This is a genomic window from Mesorhizobium sp. M0778, assembly GCF_040320105.1.
In the GTDB taxonomy this organism is placed as follows: Bacteria; Pseudomonadota; Alphaproteobacteria; order Rhizobiales; family Rhizobiaceae; genus Mesorhizobium.
This window is the reverse complement of record NZ_JAMYPA010000004.1, coordinates 180,813-197,401: the sequence shown is the minus strand read 5'-3', so window position 1 is coordinate 197,401 and position 16,589 is coordinate 180,813. Positions and strand designations below refer to the sequence as shown.

General features: G+C 64.3%; 17 protein-coding genes and 1 tRNA gene. 10 read left to right on the top strand and 8 right to left on the bottom strand.

Annotated elements, in window-relative coordinates; translation table 11 throughout:
• The first annotated feature begins 30 nt into the window (after window positions 1–30).
• Both NKI22_RS08355 and NKI22_RS08350 read left to right on the top strand, forming a co-directional pair.
• Window positions 31–1,881, top strand: a complete 1,851-nt coding sequence (locus tag NKI22_RS08355) for a peptidoglycan L,D-endopeptidase MepK (protein WP_352481951.1) — start codon at window positions 31–33, stop codon at window positions 1,879–1,881.
• Window positions 1,882–1,985: 104 nt separating this feature from the next.
• Window positions 1,986–2,059 (top strand) — tRNA-Gln (locus NKI22_RS08350).
• A gap of 42 nt (window positions 2,060–2,101) precedes the next feature.
• Here NKI22_RS08350 and NKI22_RS08345 read toward each other — a convergent pair.
• Window positions 2,102–2,740: a 2-dehydro-3-deoxy-phosphogluconate aldolase gene (locus tag NKI22_RS08345; protein ID WP_352481952.1), complete on the bottom strand. Its 639-nt coding sequence runs from the start codon at window positions 2,738–2,740 to the stop codon at window positions 2,102–2,104.
• A 169-nt stretch (window positions 2,741–2,909) separates the two neighbouring features.
• Between NKI22_RS08345 and trhO the strand changes: the two genes are divergently transcribed.
• Window positions 2,910–3,830 carry an oxygen-dependent tRNA uridine(34) hydroxylase TrhO gene (gene trhO / locus NKI22_RS08340; RefSeq protein WP_352481954.1) on the top strand — a complete coding sequence of 307 codons (921 nt, stop codon included), beginning with the start codon at window positions 2,910–2,912 and terminating at the stop codon, window positions 3,828–3,830.
• Between the two features lie 22 nt (window positions 3,831–3,852).
• Here the strand turns inward: trhO and NKI22_RS08335 are convergent, their stop codons facing one another.
• On the bottom strand, window positions 3,853–4,245 hold the full coding sequence (locus NKI22_RS08335) for a YybH family protein (RefSeq protein WP_352850970.1): 393 nt from the start codon (window positions 4,243–4,245) through the stop codon (window positions 3,853–3,855).
• 154 nt (window positions 4,246–4,399) lie between these two features.
• Here NKI22_RS08335 and NKI22_RS08330 point away from each other — a divergent pair, with 154 nt between their 5' ends.
• Together NKI22_RS08330 and NKI22_RS08325 are read left to right on the top strand one after the other, a co-directional pair.
• A complete protein-coding gene (locus tag NKI22_RS08330; protein WP_352481956.1) occupies window positions 4,400–5,146 on the top strand; it encodes a tellurite resistance TerB family protein in 747 nt (248 codons plus the stop codon).
• Between the two features lie 222 nt (window positions 5,147–5,368).
• Window positions 5,369–6,124, top strand: coding sequence for an SDR family oxidoreductase (locus NKI22_RS08325; RefSeq protein WP_352850971.1), 756 nt, complete (start codon window positions 5,369–5,371; stop codon window positions 6,122–6,124).
• A 124-nt stretch (window positions 6,125–6,248) separates the two neighbouring features.
• Here the strand turns inward: NKI22_RS08325 and NKI22_RS08320 are convergent, their stop codons facing one another.
• Both NKI22_RS08320 and NKI22_RS08315 read right to left on the bottom strand, forming a co-directional pair.
• Window positions 6,249–6,629, bottom strand: a complete 381-nt coding sequence (locus tag NKI22_RS08320) for a YciI family protein (protein ID WP_352481958.1) — start codon at window positions 6,627–6,629, stop codon at window positions 6,249–6,251.
• A gap of 28 nt (window positions 6,630–6,657) precedes the next feature.
• Complete coding sequence (locus NKI22_RS08315) at window positions 6,658–7,842, bottom strand: pyridoxal phosphate-dependent aminotransferase (RefSeq protein WP_352481960.1); 1,185 nt, start codon at window positions 7,840–7,842, stop codon at window positions 6,658–6,660.
• Window positions 7,843–7,924: 82 nt separating this feature from the next.
• Between NKI22_RS08315 and NKI22_RS08310 the strand changes: the two genes are divergently transcribed.
• From NKI22_RS08310 to denD, 4 genes are all read left to right on the top strand, one after another.
• Window positions 7,925–8,611: a GNAT family N-acetyltransferase gene (locus NKI22_RS08310; protein WP_023720204.1), complete on the top strand. Its 687-nt coding sequence runs from the start codon at window positions 7,925–7,927 to the stop codon at window positions 8,609–8,611.
• A gap of 13 nt (window positions 8,612–8,624) precedes the next feature.
• On the top strand, window positions 8,625–9,608 hold the full coding sequence (locus NKI22_RS08305) for a cation diffusion facilitator family transporter (RefSeq protein ID WP_023720205.1): 984 nt from the start codon (window positions 8,625–8,627) through the stop codon (window positions 9,606–9,608).
• A 62-nt stretch (window positions 9,609–9,670) separates the two neighbouring features.
• Window positions 9,671–9,877, top strand: a complete 207-nt coding sequence (locus NKI22_RS08300; RefSeq protein ID WP_031194351.1) for a hypothetical protein — start codon at window positions 9,671–9,673, stop codon at window positions 9,875–9,877.
• A 1-nt stretch (window position 9,878) separates the two neighbouring features.
• A complete protein-coding gene (gene denD / locus NKI22_RS08295) occupies window positions 9,879–10,856 on the top strand; it encodes a D-erythronate dehydrogenase (RefSeq protein ID WP_352850973.1) in 978 nt (325 codons plus the stop codon).
• A 25-nt stretch (window positions 10,857–10,881) separates the two neighbouring features.
• On the opposite strand, the gene NKI22_RS08290 is transcribed toward denD, so the two are convergent.
• From NKI22_RS08290 to NKI22_RS08275, 4 genes are all read right to left on the bottom strand, one after another.
• On the bottom strand, window positions 10,882–12,036 hold the full coding sequence (locus NKI22_RS08290; protein WP_023720208.1) for a nickel/cobalt transporter: 1,155 nt from the start codon (window positions 12,034–12,036) through the stop codon (window positions 10,882–10,884).
• Window positions 12,033–12,701, bottom strand: a complete 669-nt coding sequence (locus tag NKI22_RS08285) for a DUF1007 family protein (protein WP_023720209.1) — start codon at window positions 12,699–12,701, stop codon at window positions 12,033–12,035. The genes NKI22_RS08290 and NKI22_RS08285 overlap by 4 nt, the downstream gene beginning before the upstream one ends.
• A gap of 86 nt (window positions 12,702–12,787) precedes the next feature.
• On the bottom strand, window positions 12,788–13,687 hold the full coding sequence (locus NKI22_RS08280) for a LysR family transcriptional regulator (protein WP_023720210.1): 900 nt from the start codon (window positions 13,685–13,687) through the stop codon (window positions 12,788–12,790).
• A gap of 1 nt (window position 13,688) precedes the next feature.
• Window positions 13,689–14,888 carry an amidase gene (locus NKI22_RS08275; protein ID WP_023720211.1) on the bottom strand — a complete coding sequence of 400 codons (1,200 nt, stop codon included), beginning with the start codon at window positions 14,886–14,888 and terminating at the stop codon, window positions 13,689–13,691.
• Between the two features lie 564 nt (window positions 14,889–15,452).
• Here NKI22_RS08275 and odc2 point away from each other — a divergent pair.
• Entirely contained in the window at window positions 15,453–16,586 is a 1,134-nt protein-coding gene (odc2, locus tag NKI22_RS08270) for an ornithine/lysine decarboxylase (protein WP_023720212.1), read from the top strand.
• Window positions 16,587–16,589 lie beyond the last annotated feature (3 nt).

Here is a 16,589-nt window from a genome sequence, read left to right as displayed (position 1 = left end):
GAACGACACAAAAACGGGCGGCATTATCACATGAGCGTCTGGCCGAGATGGCTGGCAGCGGTGATTGTTGCCGTCGGGTTCCTTGCAGCGGCGGCAACCGGCGCCGGCGCCGAGACACGTTCGCTGAAGCTCTATCATCTCCACACGCATGAAAAGGCGGAGATCGTCTACAAGCGCAACGGCCGCTACGATCAAGCGGGCTTGCGAAAGATCAACATCATCCTGCGCGACTGGCGTCGCAACGAGCCGACCAAGATGGATCCGCGCCTGCTGGACCTGGTCTGGGAAGCCTATCGGGAGAGCGGCGCCACCGACTATATCCAGGTCGTCTGCGGTTATCGTTCGCCGTCGACGAATTCGATGCTGCGCAGCCGCAGTAGGGGCGTCGCCGAGAAGAGCCAGCACATGCTCGGCAGGGCGATGGATTTCTACATTCCCGGTGTGCCGCTGAAGAAGCTGCGCGACATCGGCCTCAGGATGCAGGGCGGCGGCGTCGGCTATTATCCCAGCTCCGGCTCGCCCTTCGTGCATATGGATGTCGGCAATGTGCGCCACTGGCCCGGCATCAGCCGCCAGGAACTGGCGCGCGTGTTCCCCAACGGCAAGACGCTGCATGTGCCGAGCGACGGCAAGCCGCTGCCCGGTTATCAACAGGCGCTCGCCTCCTACAAGGCCCGTAAGGGCGCCGGCGCGCCGGCCATCGAACTGGCCAGCGCAAGCGGCGGTGGAAAAAAATCCCGCGGCTTCCTGGCAGCCTTCTTCGGCGGCGGCGACGACGAGGCGGACGACAGCGCCGATGTGGCGATGGCCGAGCCAGCGCCAAAGCCCCGTAACGTGAAGCCAGCGCCGTCGGCCAAGAGCAGCAATCTGCCTGGCATCGCCATCGTGGCGCCTCGGGATGCCAAGCGTGCCGAGATTCCGGAAGTCGCCGATGCTCCGGCGCCTGCGCCTGAACCGGAGAACGACACGCCGGAGACGATCATCGCGGCATTGCCGGCGCGCAGCATTCCGCTGCCGGATTTTGCTCCGCGCCCGAAGGCCGACATCGGTGCCCAGCCGCCTGAAAACGTTCCGTTCGGCGTGGCGGATGCGACTGCATCCACCGAACAGGCGGTGGCAACCGCGCAAGCGCCGGCAAGTGTGGCGTCGGCAAGTGTTCCGTTCGGCATGGCAGACGCGTCGGCTACGGCCGGCCCGGTGCAGGTCGCGACAAACAACATTCCCGTGCCGAGTTGGCGGCCCGATCATTCGCTGCCGGCCGATCTTTCGTCGGCTGGTCTTGCGCCGCAGGACAAGCAAGTATTGCTGGCGCTCGCGAGTGCGGCCGAGCGGAGCAACACCGCCACCGATGCATTCTCGGTATTGCCGTCGGCGCGGCCCGACAGTTCGCAGCCCGACGAGGTCAAGGCCGTTCTGGAACGGGTCAGCGCGACCGACGAATACAAAGTCGCTTCGCTTTCCGAGCAAGCATCGGTGTTCGAGGAACCGGCGAGTGACGACGCATCGAGCGACGGGGCGTCGCCGCGCAAGGCCATCGTTGCCCGCCCGGCCGGCTCCGACCCGACGGCCGTCATCGGCGCGGGCGTGAAGACCACACGCAAGGAACCCAGGGCCACCGCCCGCGACCTGAAACCAGGCCCCAAGCCGGTGGTGGTCGCTGCCGCGCCGCAGGCTGCCCGTTGGGCGCTGCACAGCGGCGAGTATGTCGCGACCGTTTCAGACGCGACAACGGCGCCGCGCTATGCTTACGACTTCGTCCGTACGGCACCGAGCGAGGTCTATACCGTCGGCTTCCAGCCGGGCAACGAGATGGCCGACGCCAACCGGTTCACCGGCAAGGCCGTCAAGTTCATGTCGGTGGCCCGCTTCCAGACCGAATAACAGCTGGGCAAATATCGTAGAGGCCGCGCTGGCAACCGGCGCGGCTGCCGCCACCGCCGGCACTGGCTTCCTTCGTGCCGGGATGCTAACCAAGGTCAGCATTCTCCCGCTTCGTCTAATGGTAGGACAGCGCCCTTTGAAGGCGTGAATCGTGGTTCGAGCCCATGAGCGGGAACCAGCCGGCGAACCAGATCGGCAGCAGGCCAGATCGGCGGCGATGCTAGCGCCCGAGCTTGCTCGCGGCGCGCGCCAAGGCTTCGATCTCGTCCCATTTGCCGGCCTTGACCAGATCGTCCGGCGCCACCCAGGAACCGCCGACGCAGATGACGTTGGGCAGGCTGAGATAGTCGGCGGCATTCTGGCCGGTGATACCGCCGGTCGGGCAGAATTTCACGTCGGCGAGCGGCGAGGCGAAGGCCTTGAGCGAGGCGATGCCGCCCGACTGTTCGGCCGGGAAGAATTTCAGAAAGCGCAGGCCGGCTTCGCGCGCGGCCATGACCTCTCCCGGCGTGATGGCACCGGGCAGCAACGGCACTTCGCTGTCCTTGGCTGCCGCGAGAAGCTCGCGGGTGATGCCGGGGCTGACGATGAACTTCGAACCGGCGGCCGCCGCCTCGCCGAACTGGCGGGCGTCCAGGATGGTGCCGGCGCCGACGACGGCGTCTTCGACCTCGCCCGCCACCCGGCGGATCGCCTCCAGCGCGTCGGCGGTGCGCAGCGTAATCTCGATCGCCGGCAGGCCGCCGCGGGCCAACGCCCGGGCCAGCGGCACCGCGTCGGCGGGATTGGCGATCTTCAGCACCGGTATGACCGGCTGGCCGTTGAGGAGCGACAGGAGCTTTTCGGTCGTGCTGGGCATTCGTCGTCTCTCCTCTGTTGATCAAGTCGACCGGTTAGCAGAAGGCGGTTTTTCTGTCCACGAAACGCGGCGTGTCGCGATGTCACGCGTGGTGTTCGAAACCCGTCGCGGGCAGACCGCTCCCGGCTCTGCCTTGATCCGGCTGTCGTGAGCGTTTAGTGGCTTGGAGATGACACTGTCCGGCCAAGCCTTCCGTGTTGCCGCGCTTTACCGCTTCGCCCGGCTCGACACCTTCGAGGCGCTGCGCGCGCCGCTCGCCGCCTTCTGCTGCGCACGCGGCATCAAAGGCACGCTGCTTTTGGCGCGTGAGGGCATCAACGGCACGGTCGCCGGCAGTGAAGCGGCAATCGCGGCGCTCATCGGTCATCTCGAATCCATCGAAGGTCTCGCCGGCCTCGAGATCAAATACAGCAGCGCCGCAGCGATGCCATTCCACCGCATGAAGGTGCGGTTGAAGCGCGAGATCGTCACCATGGGCGTGGACAATATCGACCCGGCGGCAGGTGCAGGCACCTATGTCGCGCCGGCCGACTGGAACGCATTGATCTCGGATGCAGGCACCATCGTCATCGATACGCGCAACGCCTACGAGGTATCGCTCGGCACCTTCAAGGGCGCTGTCGATCCCGCCACTGCCAGCTTTCGCGAATTCCCGGCCTGGGTCGAGCAGCATCGGCATGAGCTCGAGGGGCGCAAGGTCGCCATGTTCTGCACCGGCGGCATACGCTGCGAGAAGGCGACGGCCTATGTGAAGTCGCTTGGCTTCGAGGATGTTTTCCACCTCAAGGGCGGCATTCTGAAGTATCTCGAAGACGTGCCCGCCGAACAGAGCCTCTGGCAAGGCGAATGCTTCGTGTTCGACGAGCGCGTTTCGGTATCGCACGGGTTGGTCGAAGGCGAGGCCGAACTCTGCCGCGCCTGCCGGCATCCGCTAGCCGCAGAAGACCGGCTGTCGCTGGAATATGCAACCGGCGTTTCATGCCCGCATTGCTTCGATGCCCGCTCGGAGGAGGATCGCGCCCGCTATGCCGAGCGCCAGCGCCAGGTCGAGCTGGCGCAAGCGCGCGGCGATCGTCACATCGGAAGTTAGCTTCACGTCAAGCAACTTCACGTTAAGCAACAGAGAAGCGATCGATGACCCACAGCCATGTCCCGTCGTTCTGCCGGCGTGCGACCTCGGTGGTGATCGTGCCGTCGGGAAGCCGGGTCGAGGTGAGCGCGAGGTCGCCATTGATGACAGCCGGACGCTGATCTCCGGACTGAAATTTTCGGCCGGTTGCGGTGACCTCCGCGAACATCGTTCGGATGGCTTCGCGGCCGAACGTCAGTTGTCCGCCACCGCTGTCGATGACTGCATGCGGCTCAAAAAGCGCGGCCATGCCGTCAATGTCTCCGACCCATTGCCGTGAAATCAGCAGGCGCTCCAGCTCCTGGGGATCGCGTGCCGGCTGGCGGTCTGTCTCATCGGTCATGCCAGGCTCCTCCCAAGCGACATGCAGCGACATTACTCGAAGTCGGGGCTGGTTTCGACACGTAGGTCATGTACGGAAGCGGGGCAAAGGATGCGCCGCGTCATTGTAATGTCAAACTGCGGGACCTAGGTCTTCGACGTGCAAACCTGCCCGCGCACCTTCGGCCGGGCCAATTCTGGAGGCATAGATGTTCGATCCCAAGAAGCTCCTCGACGATCTGCTCGGCTCGCAAGTTCCCGGTACCGGATCGACCGTCCGCGACAAGGCGGGGCAGGCGGTGCAGATGGCCAAGGACAATCCGCTTGCCGCCGGTGCGCTGGCCGCGGTGCTGCTCGGAACCGGCCCAGGCCGTCAGGTCACCGGTGCGGCGGTGAAGCTCGGCGGCCTGGCCGCGATCGGCGGCCTCGCCTACAAGGCCTACCAGAACTACAAGAACGGCAACGCGCCGGCCGAAACGCAAGCCGCCGGCGAACCGGAATTGCTGCCGCCGCCGGCCGATACCGCCTTCCATCCGTCGCAAGCGCCGCAGGGCGAAGACGAATTCACGCTGACGCTGGTCAGGGCGATGATCTCGGCGGCGAAGGCCGACGGTCATGTCGATGACGAAGAGCGGCAGAAGATCGCCGGCAAGCTCAGCCTCGCCGGCGTCGGCGCCGAAGCGGAGAAATTCCTGATGTCGGAACTGGACGCGCCGCTCGATCTGGATGTGCTGATCGCCGGCGCCAAGACCGATGCGCAAAAGCTGGAACTCTACACCGCCTCGCGTCTTGCCATCGATCCGGACACGCGGGCCGAACGCGGCTATCTCGACCTGCTTGCTGGCCGCCTCGGCCTGCCGGACGCGCTGGTCGACCATGTCGAGGCGACGGTGACGGCGGCGAAGGTGCCGGCAGCGGGCAGCACGGCCAAGCCGGTGACCGGTTCGCGCTGGTAGCTTGAAGGGGAGAGCCTCGGAGCGCTCGGCGGCATTGGCGTTAGCTCTCGTTAATCCGGTGAGCGCATGATTCAGGCAGTCGGATCGGCTTTCCTCCTCCCAAGCCCGGTTCGGATCAGGGGCGGTCGCCAATGGCCGCCCTTTTTGCGAGCACAGGCCTTGGGCCGGCTTGCCATGGTTCCCGTCATTTGCGATGGCTCATCCCTTTCAGGGAGTACAGCCATGAGCGACTATAAAACCGCCATCGTCACCGGCGCCGGCACGGGCATCGGCAAAAGCGTCGCCACAGTGCTGCTCAAGGCCGGCTGGAATACGGTCTTCTGCGGTCGCCGCAAGCCGGTGCTGGAGGATGCGATCGCCGCGGCCGGGCCGACGCAGGCCAAGGCATTGGCCTTCGCCTGCGACATCAGCAAGGCCGATCAGGTCGACGATCTGTTCGAGACGGTGGCAGCGGCCTTCGGGCGCGTCGACCTGCTCTTCAACAATGCCGGCACGAGCTACAAATCGACATTGATCGACGATATCCCGGTCGAGGTGTGGAACGACATCGTCGGGGTCAATCTCACCGGCTCGTTCCTGTGTGCTCGCGGCGCGTTCGGCGCCATGCGCAGGCAGCAGCCGATGGGCGGCCGCATCATCAACAACGGCTCGGTATCGGCCTATGCGCCACGGCCGGGCTCGGTGCCCTATACGGCGACCAAGCACGCCATCACCGGGCTGACCAAGACGCTGGCGCTGGACGGCAGGCCCTTCGACATTGCTTGCGGTCAAATCGACATCGGCAACGCGCTGACCGACATGGCGCAAGCGATGACGGTCGGCGTGCCGCAAGCCAACGGCACCATTGCCGCCGAAGCGGTGATGGATGTCGAGCGCGTCGCCGATGCCGTCCTCCATATGGCCAGCCTGCCGCTCGACGCCAACGTCCTGTTCATGACCGTGATGGCGACCAAGATGCCGTTTGTCGGGCGAGGCTAAATTAGTCTCAACTCGGTCCTAAAAGCGCGTTGCGTTCGACCGGCCTCATGCGACGCGCTTTTAGATTCTTGTTTTTATGCATGTCGTTATCGCAAAACCGCTGCACACTTTTGCGCGACATGCATTAGGGCCGCGTGACCCGAAGCGGCACGCCGGGAAGATACAGCGAAATCGGGCGGATTTCGTAGACGGCGGTCGGATTGACGCGGCGAAGGTCGCGCGCAATGTCGACAGCGGCGTCACGGTTGGCGCAGTCGACAACATAAAGTCCCAGCAATTGTTCTTTGGTCTCGGCGAAGGGGCCGTCAACAACCATTCCGGTGCCTGGCCCGCGCAAGGTGCAGGCGTCTTGTGTCGCGCCGAGCCGCGCCGCCGGTCCGAGGGTGCCTTGCCGGTAAAGCCGATCGTTGATCTGGAGAAGATCGGTCATCAGCGCCGAATCCTGCTCCGGCGTCAGCGCCGTAATCGCTTCTTCCTCGTGATAGGCTAGAATGGCATAGAACATCTGGCGTCTCCTTTCGTCGATCGTGGCCTCACTTCGTCAGAAACGTCTCGATCCGCTCCAGCGCGCGCAGGATGTTCTCTTCGGAATTGGCGTAGGATAGCCTGACATAGCCTTCGCCGAGAATGCCGAAATCGGGGCCGCCGATCAGCGCCACGCCGGCATCCTCGAGCAGCGCCGAGGCGAGCTTCTTGGCCTTCCAGCCGGTCTTGGAAACATTGGGGAAGGCATAGAAGGCGCCTTTCGGCGTAATGCAGGAAACACCGGGCAAGGCATTCAACCCCTCGACCACGACCTTTCTGCGGCGGTCGAAGGCGCGCATCATCGTGTCGACATCGTCCTGCGGGCCGTCGATGGCGGCTATGCCGGCATACTGGCTCGGCGCGTTGACGCAGGACCAGCAATTGACCGCCAGCTTGCGCACCTTATCGTAGAGATGCGCGCCCTTGTCGCCGTTCGGCCAGATCGACCAGCCCATGCGCCAGCCGGTCATTGCCCAGGTCTTCGACCAGCCGTTGAGCACGATCAGCCGGTCGCGGGTTTCGGGGAAAGCGAGCAGCGAACAATGCGTCTCGCCGTCATAGGTCATCACGTCGTAGATCTCGTCGGAAAGGATGGCGACGTCCGGGTGCGCTTCCAGGCCCTTGACCAGCTTCTCGATCTCGGCGCGCGGTGTGACGCCGCCGGTCGGATTGGCCGGCGAGTTGAGGATCAGCAGCCTGGTCTTCGGCGTGATCAGCGCCAAGGTCTCCGCGGCCGAAAAGGCAAAGCCGTTCTCCTCGCGCATCGGCACCGGGATGGGGGCGGCACCGGTGAACTCGATCATCGAGCGGTAGATCGGAAAGCCGGGATCGGGATAGAGAATTTCGGCACCCGGCTCGCCAAACATCAGGATCGCCGCGAACATGGTCGGCTTGCCGCCGGGCAGGATCATCACCGCTTCCGGCGAGACTTCGACGCCAGTGGTGGCCAGCGTGCGGCGTACCACCGCTTCGCGCGTCGCCAGCAGGCCGTTGGCCGGCGTATAGCCGTGATGGCCATCGCGTAGCGCCTTGATCGCGGCCTCGACGATATGCTGCGGCGTCTTGAAGTCGGGCTGGCCGATGCCGAGATTGACAATGTCGCGGCCCTGGTGGGCAAGTGCAGTGGCACGCGCCAGCACTGCGAACGCATTTTCCTCGCCGAGGCGGTCGAAGGCCGAAATCGTGTGGAGCATTTTTCCCGTCCGTGTGGTTCTTTCAGAGAGCGTGCGTTTTTGTGAGCGTCCGCCCGCAAAAGTCAAACGGATTGGAGTTTCGGTGTCGGAAAATCTCAAGAATTGGCAACCGCGCCCGCGGCCCGAACGCAAGTTGCTGGAGGGGCGCACTGTCAGGCTGGAGCCGCTCAACGCCGAAAAGCACGGCGACGGCCTGTTCGAGGCCTCGTCAGTGGTCGATGCCGGCGGCCGCTTCGCCTGGCTGTTCGACGACCCGCCGCAGACCCGCGCCGCCTTCCAGCCATGGCTGGACAAGGCCGAAGCCAGCGATGACCCGCTGTTCTTCACGGTCATCGACAAGGCCAGCGGCAAGGTCGCCGGGCGCCAGACGCTGATGCGCATCGATCCGGCCTATGGCGTGATCGAGATCGGCAACATCTATTGGGGACCGCTGATCTCGCGCAAGCCGGCGGCGACGGAAGCGCAGTTCCTGTTCATGAAGTACGTCTTCGACGAGCTTGGCTACCGCCGCTACGAATGGAAATGCAACAATCGCAACGAGCCGTCGAAGCGCGCGGCGGAACGTTTCGGCTTCAAGTTCGAGGGCGTTTTCCGTCAGCATCTTGTGGTCAAGGGCGAAAACCGCGATACCGCGTGGTATTCGATCATCGATAAGGAATGGCCTGATCTGCGCAGAGCCTATGAGGCGTGGCTCGATCCGGCCAATTTCGACAGCGATGGCCAGCAGAAGCGGCGGCTCGAGGATTTCCGCGCCGAGTTTGGCGCGTAGCAGGAGCTCATAGATGGCGCATACCCACGACCATGCCGCGCAGGGCCACGACCACAGTCACGGTGCCGGGCATGTGCATGGCTCGACCGACAAGAAGCGCGTGCTGATCGCGGCTTGCCTGACCGCCGGCTTCATGGTCGTCGAAGCGCTTGGCGGTCTCCTGACGGGATCGCTGGCGCTGCTGGCGGATGCCGGCCACATGCTTGCCGACTGCATTGCGCTCGGCCTTGCCTGGTATGCCTTTCATCTTGCGAGCCGGCCGGGGACCGTGCGCCTCACCTACGGCTTCGGCCGGGTCAAGACACTGGTCGCCTACACCAACGGCATCGCCATCTTCGCCATTGCGCTGTGGATCGTCTATGAGGCCTGGGGGCGTTTGCTGACGCCTGAGCCCGTGCTCGGTGGGCCGATGCTGGTCGTTGCGATCGCCGGCCTTGCGGTCAATATCGGCTCTTTCTTCGTGCTGCATGGCGGCGACCGTGACAGCTTGAACATGCGCGGCGCCATCCTGCACGTGCTCGGCGACCTGCTTGGCTCGGCCGCGGCGATCATCGCGGCGCTGATAATCCTGGCGACGGGCTGGACGCCTATTGATCCGATCCTATCGGTCCTTGTCGCGCTGCTGATCCTGTCCACGGCATGGTCGCTGATGCGCGAGGCTGCCCACGTCCTGCTCGAAGGCGTGCCGGCAAGCCTCGACCGCGACCTGATCGCGAGGGACATCGAAGGCTCGATCAAGGGCGTGCGCGAGGTGCATCACATGCATGTCTGGTCGATCGACGGTTCCAGCAACATGGCGACGTTGCATGCCTGCCTCAATGACGGCGTCGACGCGCATATGGCGGTCAGCGCGATCAAGAAACGGCTTGCGCAGGAGCATGGCATAGCCCATGCCACCGTCGAACCGGAATTCGGCCAATGTGCCGACAGCCATGAGCATGATGGCGAGCACGATCACGCGCATGATGCGGCACCGCACCGTGGCCACTATCACTGATTTCGGGAGTTCCTGGTATTGGCAACGATCGACATGAACGCCCGCTACCCTGGGGCCGCGTGATGGACCGCGACACCCGCAATGCGGCAATCGGCGCCGCCTGGATTTTGCTGCTGTTCGGCATCGCAGCCTATTATCTTCCAACCGTGATGCTGGCGGTCGGCAACGTCTCGACGGTTCTTGCCGGCGTCGTCGCCGCGATCTTCATGGTGGCAATCTTCGTCGTGTTCTGGCTGCGTAGCCGCAGCCAGCGCAAAAAGGGAAAGTGACATGCGCATTCTGATTACCGGCGCGGCAGGCATGGTCGGCCGCAAGCTCATTGCCCGGCTGGCCAAGGACGGGACACTCGGCGGCCGCAAGATCGCCGCGCTCGACCTTCACGACATCGTGCCACCGCAGGCGCCCGCCCTCGAAGGCGTCAGCATCAGCGTCCACACCGGCGACCTTGCCGCGCCGGGCGCGACGACAAATCTGGTCGCGCCGCGGCCCGACGTGATCTTCCATCTCGCCGGCGTGGTGTCGGGTGAAGCGGAGGCCAATTTCGATCTCGGCTACCGCGTCAATCTCGATGGCACAAGGGCGCTATTCGATGCCGTCCGGCTGGCGGCATTTGCGCCGCGCCTCGTCTTCACCTCATCGATCGCCGTGTTCGGCGCGCCGTTTCCCGAAATCATTCCGGACGAGTTCCACCCGACGCCGCTGACCTCTTACGGCACGCAGAAGCTGATGGGCGAGGCGCTGCTTGCCGACTATACCAGGCGTGGCTTCTTCGACGGCATCGGCATCAGGCTGCCGACCATCTGCGTCAGGCCGGGAAAGCCGAACAAGGCGGCCTCGGGTTTCTTCTCCCGCATCATCCGCGAGCCGCTGAGCGGCCATGAAGCCATCCTGCCGGTGCCGCGCTCGGTCGTCCACACACACGCCAGCCCGCGTTCGGCGGTGAATTTTTTGATCCATGCGGCTGGAATTGACGGCGCTGCAGTCGGGCCGCGCCGCAACCTGACGATGCCGGGCGTCGCCGTCAGTGTCGGCGAACAGATCGAAGCGCTGGAACGTGTTGCCGGCGCCAAGGCGGTCAAACTGATCCGCGAGGAGCCCGACGAGACGATCTGGGCGATCGTGAAGGGTTGGCCGACACGCTTCGAGGCGCGGCGCTCGAGGGAGCTTGGCTTCGCTGCCGAAACGAGCTTCGACGAGATCATACGCGTCCATATCGAGGACGAGTTGGGCGGCAGGATCCCTAGTTAAAGCACCCCGATCGGGCGCAACGAGGTCAGGCGCCAGTCAGGCTGGCCGATAGCAGCAGCAGACCGAACAGGAAGACGAAGGCGGCACCGCCGATTTCGACGAAGGAATGGATGCGGTTGCCCATGCGGCCGTCGCCGGCGAAATACACCGCCCAGTTCTTCGCGGTGACCGCAAGCGTCGCCAGAGCCGAGACGGTGATTGCGGTGCCTAACGCCATGGCCAGCACCGACAGGATACCGCCGAACCACAGCCCATTTAGCAAGGCGAAGCTCAGCACGATCAGCGCGCCGGAACAGGGGCGGATACCGACGGCAGCCACCGCCGACCAAGCCGTGCGCCAGTCGAAGCGATCGCCGGAAAGCAGCGCCGGGTCGGGCGCATGCGAGTGCCCGCAGGTCTCGCAGACCTCCCCCGCCGCATGGCTGTGGTGATCGTGCGCAGCATGGGCGTGGTCGTGTGCGCCGTGGTCATGATGGTCATGCGCATGGTCGTGATCGTCATGCGCATGAAGCGCGTGGGAATGTGCCGCATGGGCATGCGCGGAATGTGAATGGCCGGCATGTGAATGGCCGGCATGGGCAGCCGAGAGGCTGTAGCCGGGATTTGCGCCGAACAGGCGCAGGATGGCCGGGCCAGCCTTGCGCCACAGCAGCCAGGCGCCGAACAGGGTGACGAAGACATAGCTCATGATTTCGAGGAACCATGCGGCGTCGGTCATCGATATCGCGGTGCCGCGCAGCACGAAATAGGCGAGCAGCATCACCACGATCGCGGTCAGCGCCTGCAGCAGGGCCGAGACGAAGGACAGCATGATGCCGCGCCGGAGCGCCACTTCATTGGCCACCATGTAGGATGAGATCACCGCCTTGCCGTGACCGGGGCCGGCAGCGTGGAAAATGCCATAGGCAAAGGACAGGCCGATGAGCAGCCACATCTTGCTGCCGTCCTGGCGCATCGCCTTCATCGCGCCGGCAAGCGCATGATAGAATTCCTGCTGGCGCAGATTGATCCACATCAGGATGTGGGCGAACGGGCCGGTGGCGGTTGGAGCCATGCCGTCATTGGTGCCGATGCCGAGCGAGCTCTGGGCGTGGGCGGAGCCGAGAAAGTGCGTCATCACAAAGGCGGCGGCCAGAAGACCGAGTGCCAAACGCAGGGACGGTTTCGTCACTGGATCTATCCTTCCGGCTGACAGGTCAGTTCAAGCTTGGTGGCAAAGATCTTGCTCATGTCGGTGCCCGTCGGATCGTTGAAGAACGCGTCGGTCAGGGTCTTCTGGTTCTGGGCGATCGCCTCATCCGGATTCGGGCGGACAACCTTGCTGGTGCAGGTCGGCGGCAGGCCATCGACCTGCAGATGGGCATCCTCGGTGAAATCGATCGCGGTGTAGAAGGTCGGGTCGTACACCCCGATGTCGATCTTGCCGCTGAGCTTGATCGGCGCCTTCGGTTCAGATTCGAACAGGATGATCAACTGGTCGTTGTCGAAATTGGCCATCAGCTGCGGCGGCGGGGTCATTGCCACGTCCTTGCCGTCGACGGTGACGAGCTGGAAGTAGTTGAATTCGGCAAGCGAGGCATGGACGGTGTCGGCAACATCCTTCAGCTCCTTGTCGTCGAGCTTCAGGTCGGAATTCTTGTCGAACTCCATCATCACCGTGCTCGAAAACAAGTCGTCGAAGCGCCAGACATGGCGCAATGCCTTCACAGTTTGGTGATCCGGCCCGAGGACCACTTCGAGCCGGGCCTCGGCGAAGACGTGGGGATGCACCTCAGCCGGTCCGACGGCGGCAAGCGTCGCGCTCAAGGCCGAAGCCAGCATGATTGCTTGCTGTTTCAGGTGCATTCTCGGTCGCAATTCAATTGGCTTCGGTGAATTGCCGACAGTTACCAGAAAGGGGGCGAAAATGGGACCGCAGGGCGGCTGAAAGCTCATGCGGTGTCCAGCGCCTTGAACCACTGCACCAGGAAGTCGACGAATACGCGAACTTTTGCAGGCAGATAGCGCCGGTGCGGGTAGACGGCGAAGATGCCGCCGCCGGGCAGGATGCGGTCATCCAGCGCAGTCACCAGCTTGCCGCTTTCGATGTCGGGCGCGGCGATGAAATCCGGCAGGATGGAAAATCCCAACCCAGCCACGGCAGCGGCCCTTGCCGCCATCGGGCTGTTGACCTCGATCGGGCCGGAAACCGAAACGCTCACGGTATCGCCGCTGTCGCCCTTGAACGGCCAGTTGGTGAGCCAGCGGCCATTGGTGTCGATGATGCAAGGCACGCGGGCAAGGTCTTGCGCCCTGACCGGCATGCCGTGCTTGGCGATCAGTTCGGGAGACGCGCAAAGCCGTACCGAAAATGGCGCCAGGCGCCTGGCGATCAGCGAGGAATTCTCCAGCCGCGAAATGCGCACCGCCAGATCGAAACCCTCTTCGACCAGATCGACGAAGCGATCGTCGAGATGAATGTCGAGGACGATGTCGGGATGCTGCTTGGCGAAGTCGATCAGCGATTGGCCGATCGGCGCGTCGGCGAAAGTACGCGGCGCCGACAGCTTGATCCTGCCGCGCACGTCGCCGGAGGATTCGCGCACCGCATCGGCAAGGCTGTCGACCTCGCGCACGATCTCCGAGGCGCGCCGGTAATAGGTGTGGCCGGCCTCGGTCAGGGAGAACTGCCTGGTGGTCCGGTTGAGCAGCAGCGCGCCGAGTTCGTCCTCGAGCTCGCGCACATATTTCGACAATAACGCCTTCGAGCGACCGATCTTGCGCGCCGCCGCCGAAAAGCCTTCGGCCTCGACCACGTCGATGAAGGCACGCATGCGGGTCAGCGTATCCATGTCATGCGCCTCCTTGGCGGGCTGAAAGGATGCGGGCGGCCAGCGCAATCAGCTGCCGGTCGCTGTTCTTCGGGCCGAGCAGCGAAAGGCCGAACGGCGCCCCGCCGGTCTTGCCGAGCGGCAGCGTGATTTGCGGAAAACCGGACAGGCCGGAAAGGCATAGCAGTCTCAGCGCGCGCTCGCGATAGGTTTGCAAATCGTCGAATGTCGCGGCCTTGAGCGGCGCGGCACCCGGAGCGGTGGGAAGCACAAGAACGGCGTCGTCGCCAAGCAGGCCGGCAAGTTCGAGGCGAAACGAAACGCGACGTTCCGTTTCGTGCTGCGCGGTTGTCGCGCTGATGGTCGCGCCATGCTCGAAGCGCTCCTTGACGCCGGGGCCGAGCATGCGGTCGCCGCCGGCGATCCAGGCGCCGTGGCTTTGCCAGGCTTCATAGCCCTGCAGCTTACGGAAGCACCAATAAAGATCGTCGATTGAATGCGACAGCGGGCCAACGCTGCGCGGCGCGCCCAGCACCGACGCGACACTGCGGACCATGGCGCGATATTCATCCGCCTCCAGCGGGCCGAGCACGAGGCTGTCCAGCGCGTCGAGGGCAAAAGGGCGTACCAGTTCGTGGCGATGCGGATCGTCGCCGAGCAGCACCGTGCCGACCTTTTCGTAAGTGACGATATCCCTGGCGAACCAGCCGAACGTGTCCAGCGAAGGCGCCAGCGGCATGGTGCCGTCGAGCGGGATGCGGCCATGCGTCGTCCTGAGGCCGATCAGGCCGCAGAAGCTTGCCGGCGCACGGATCGAGCCGCCGGTGTCGGACCCGGTGGCGATGTCGGCGAGCCCGCCGGCTACCGCCGCGGCAGAACCGGAGGATGAGCCGCCGGTGACGCGGTCGGGTGCCGCCGGATTGATCGGCGACGGGAAATGCGCGTTCAGCCCCAGCAGGGAAAAGGCGAGTTCGTCGGTCTGCGTCTTGCCGACGAAGCGTGCGCCCGAATCAAGCAGCGCCTGGACGGCCGGCGCGGTCGCCGTGGCCGGTGAAGCTTCCCGGTATTTCTGCGGATTGCCGCAGCCGGTGCGGTAGCCGGCGACGTCGAAGATATCCTTGACGGCCAGCCGCAAGCCGACAAGCGGGCCGGATTGCGCATTGGTAACAGGGGCTTGATCAAGGTCGAGAAAAGCGTTCAGCGGGCCGCGAGTGCCTGTCATGCGTTCGATATCCGGATGTGCTTGCCGCAGCATTGTTCTTCTGGTTGCCGCAGCATTGTTCGATGCCACAAATTTTACAACCTGCCATACGATTTTTATTGATTGTGAAATCTTTCGCTCTTATATCGCGCTTGCCCAAAGTCGCACGTGCCTGTGGGTGTCCGCCGATCCTCGAATGGTGAGGGCAATCGGTAAGGTAACTGGAGCCAACCCCTCCAGTCGGTTTAGCGGCCAACCGCCAACCGAGGACACCTTGAAGCAACGACGGTGCGGGCCTTTCTGGTGTTCTGCCGGTCGTCCAAAGACCGGGGTTACTGAAGAGGCACACCTTCATTGCCGGCAGTGCGGACGGGGTCTCCCATCCAAGCCAAGGCAGACAAAGCGAACCGAGGCCGGGCAAGGCCAAGGTTCACCGCCGCGAGACGGCGCTTCATGGTTCCGGGGTCTCCACCGGCTGGTTCCATGGATTTCCGTCCCGCCTTTGTCCACCGCGTGTTCGCGAGGCCGAGAGCCCGCGTCCGCAAGCCTTTGTGCGCGCCGAAAGGCGCTGATGGAGAGACCCCGATGGCTACCCAGCGCATCCTTGATTTCCTCGCTACCCGACGTCCGAACGGCCCGTGCCTCGTCGTCGACCTCGATGTCGTGCGCGACAATTTCCGCGCCTTCGAGAAGGCGCTTCCCGATTCCAAGATCTACTATGCGGTGAAAGCAAACCCGGCGCCGGAAATCCTGCGCCTGCTTGCTGCGATGGGCTCGTCCTTCGACACCGCTTCCGTTGCCGAAGTCGAGATGGCGATGGACGCCGGTGCGCCGGCGGACCGCATCTCCTTCGGCAACACCATCAAGAAGGAGCGCGACATCCAGCGCGCCTACCAGCTCGGCATTAAGCTGTTTGCGGTGGACTGCGTCGAGGAGGTCGAGAAGATCGCCCGTGTCGCTCCCGGCGCTCGCGTGTTCTGCCGCGTCCTGACCGACGGCGAGGGCGCCGAATGGCCGCTGTCGCGCAAGTTCGGCTGTGTGCCGGCGATGGCGGTCGACGTGCTGCGCCATGCCAGGGCGCTCGGCCTCGATGCTTATGGTGTGTCGTTCCATGTCGGCTCGCAGCAGACCGACCTGACCGCCTGGGACCGCGCGCTGGGCGACGCCAAGAAGGTGTTCGCGACGCTCGCCGACGAAGGCATCGTGCTGAAGATGGTCAATATGGGCGGCGGCTTCCCGACCCGCTATCTCAGGGATGTGCCGGTGGCGCAGGCCTATGGCCAGGCGATCTTCTCGGCGCTCAGGAAGCACTTCGGCAACGCGATCCCCGAGACGATCATCGAGCCGGGCCGCGGCATGGTCGGCAATGCCGGCGTCATCAAGTCGGAGGTCGTGCTGATCTCGAAGAAGGCCGACAACGACAATGTGCGCTGGGTGTTCCTCGACATCGGCAAGTTCGGCGGTCTCGCCGAGACGATGGACGAGGCGATCCGCTACCCGATCGTCACCGCGCATGACGGCAGCGAGACCGCGCCTTGCGTGCTCGCCGGCCCGACCTGCGATTCGGCCGACGTGATGTACGAAAAGACGCCGTATCCGCTGCCCTTGTCGCTGACCATTGGCGACGAGGTGCTGATCGAGGGCACCGGCGCCTACACGACGACCTACGCGTCGGTTGCCTTCAACGGCTTCGAGCCTCTCCGATCCTACGTGATCTGACGG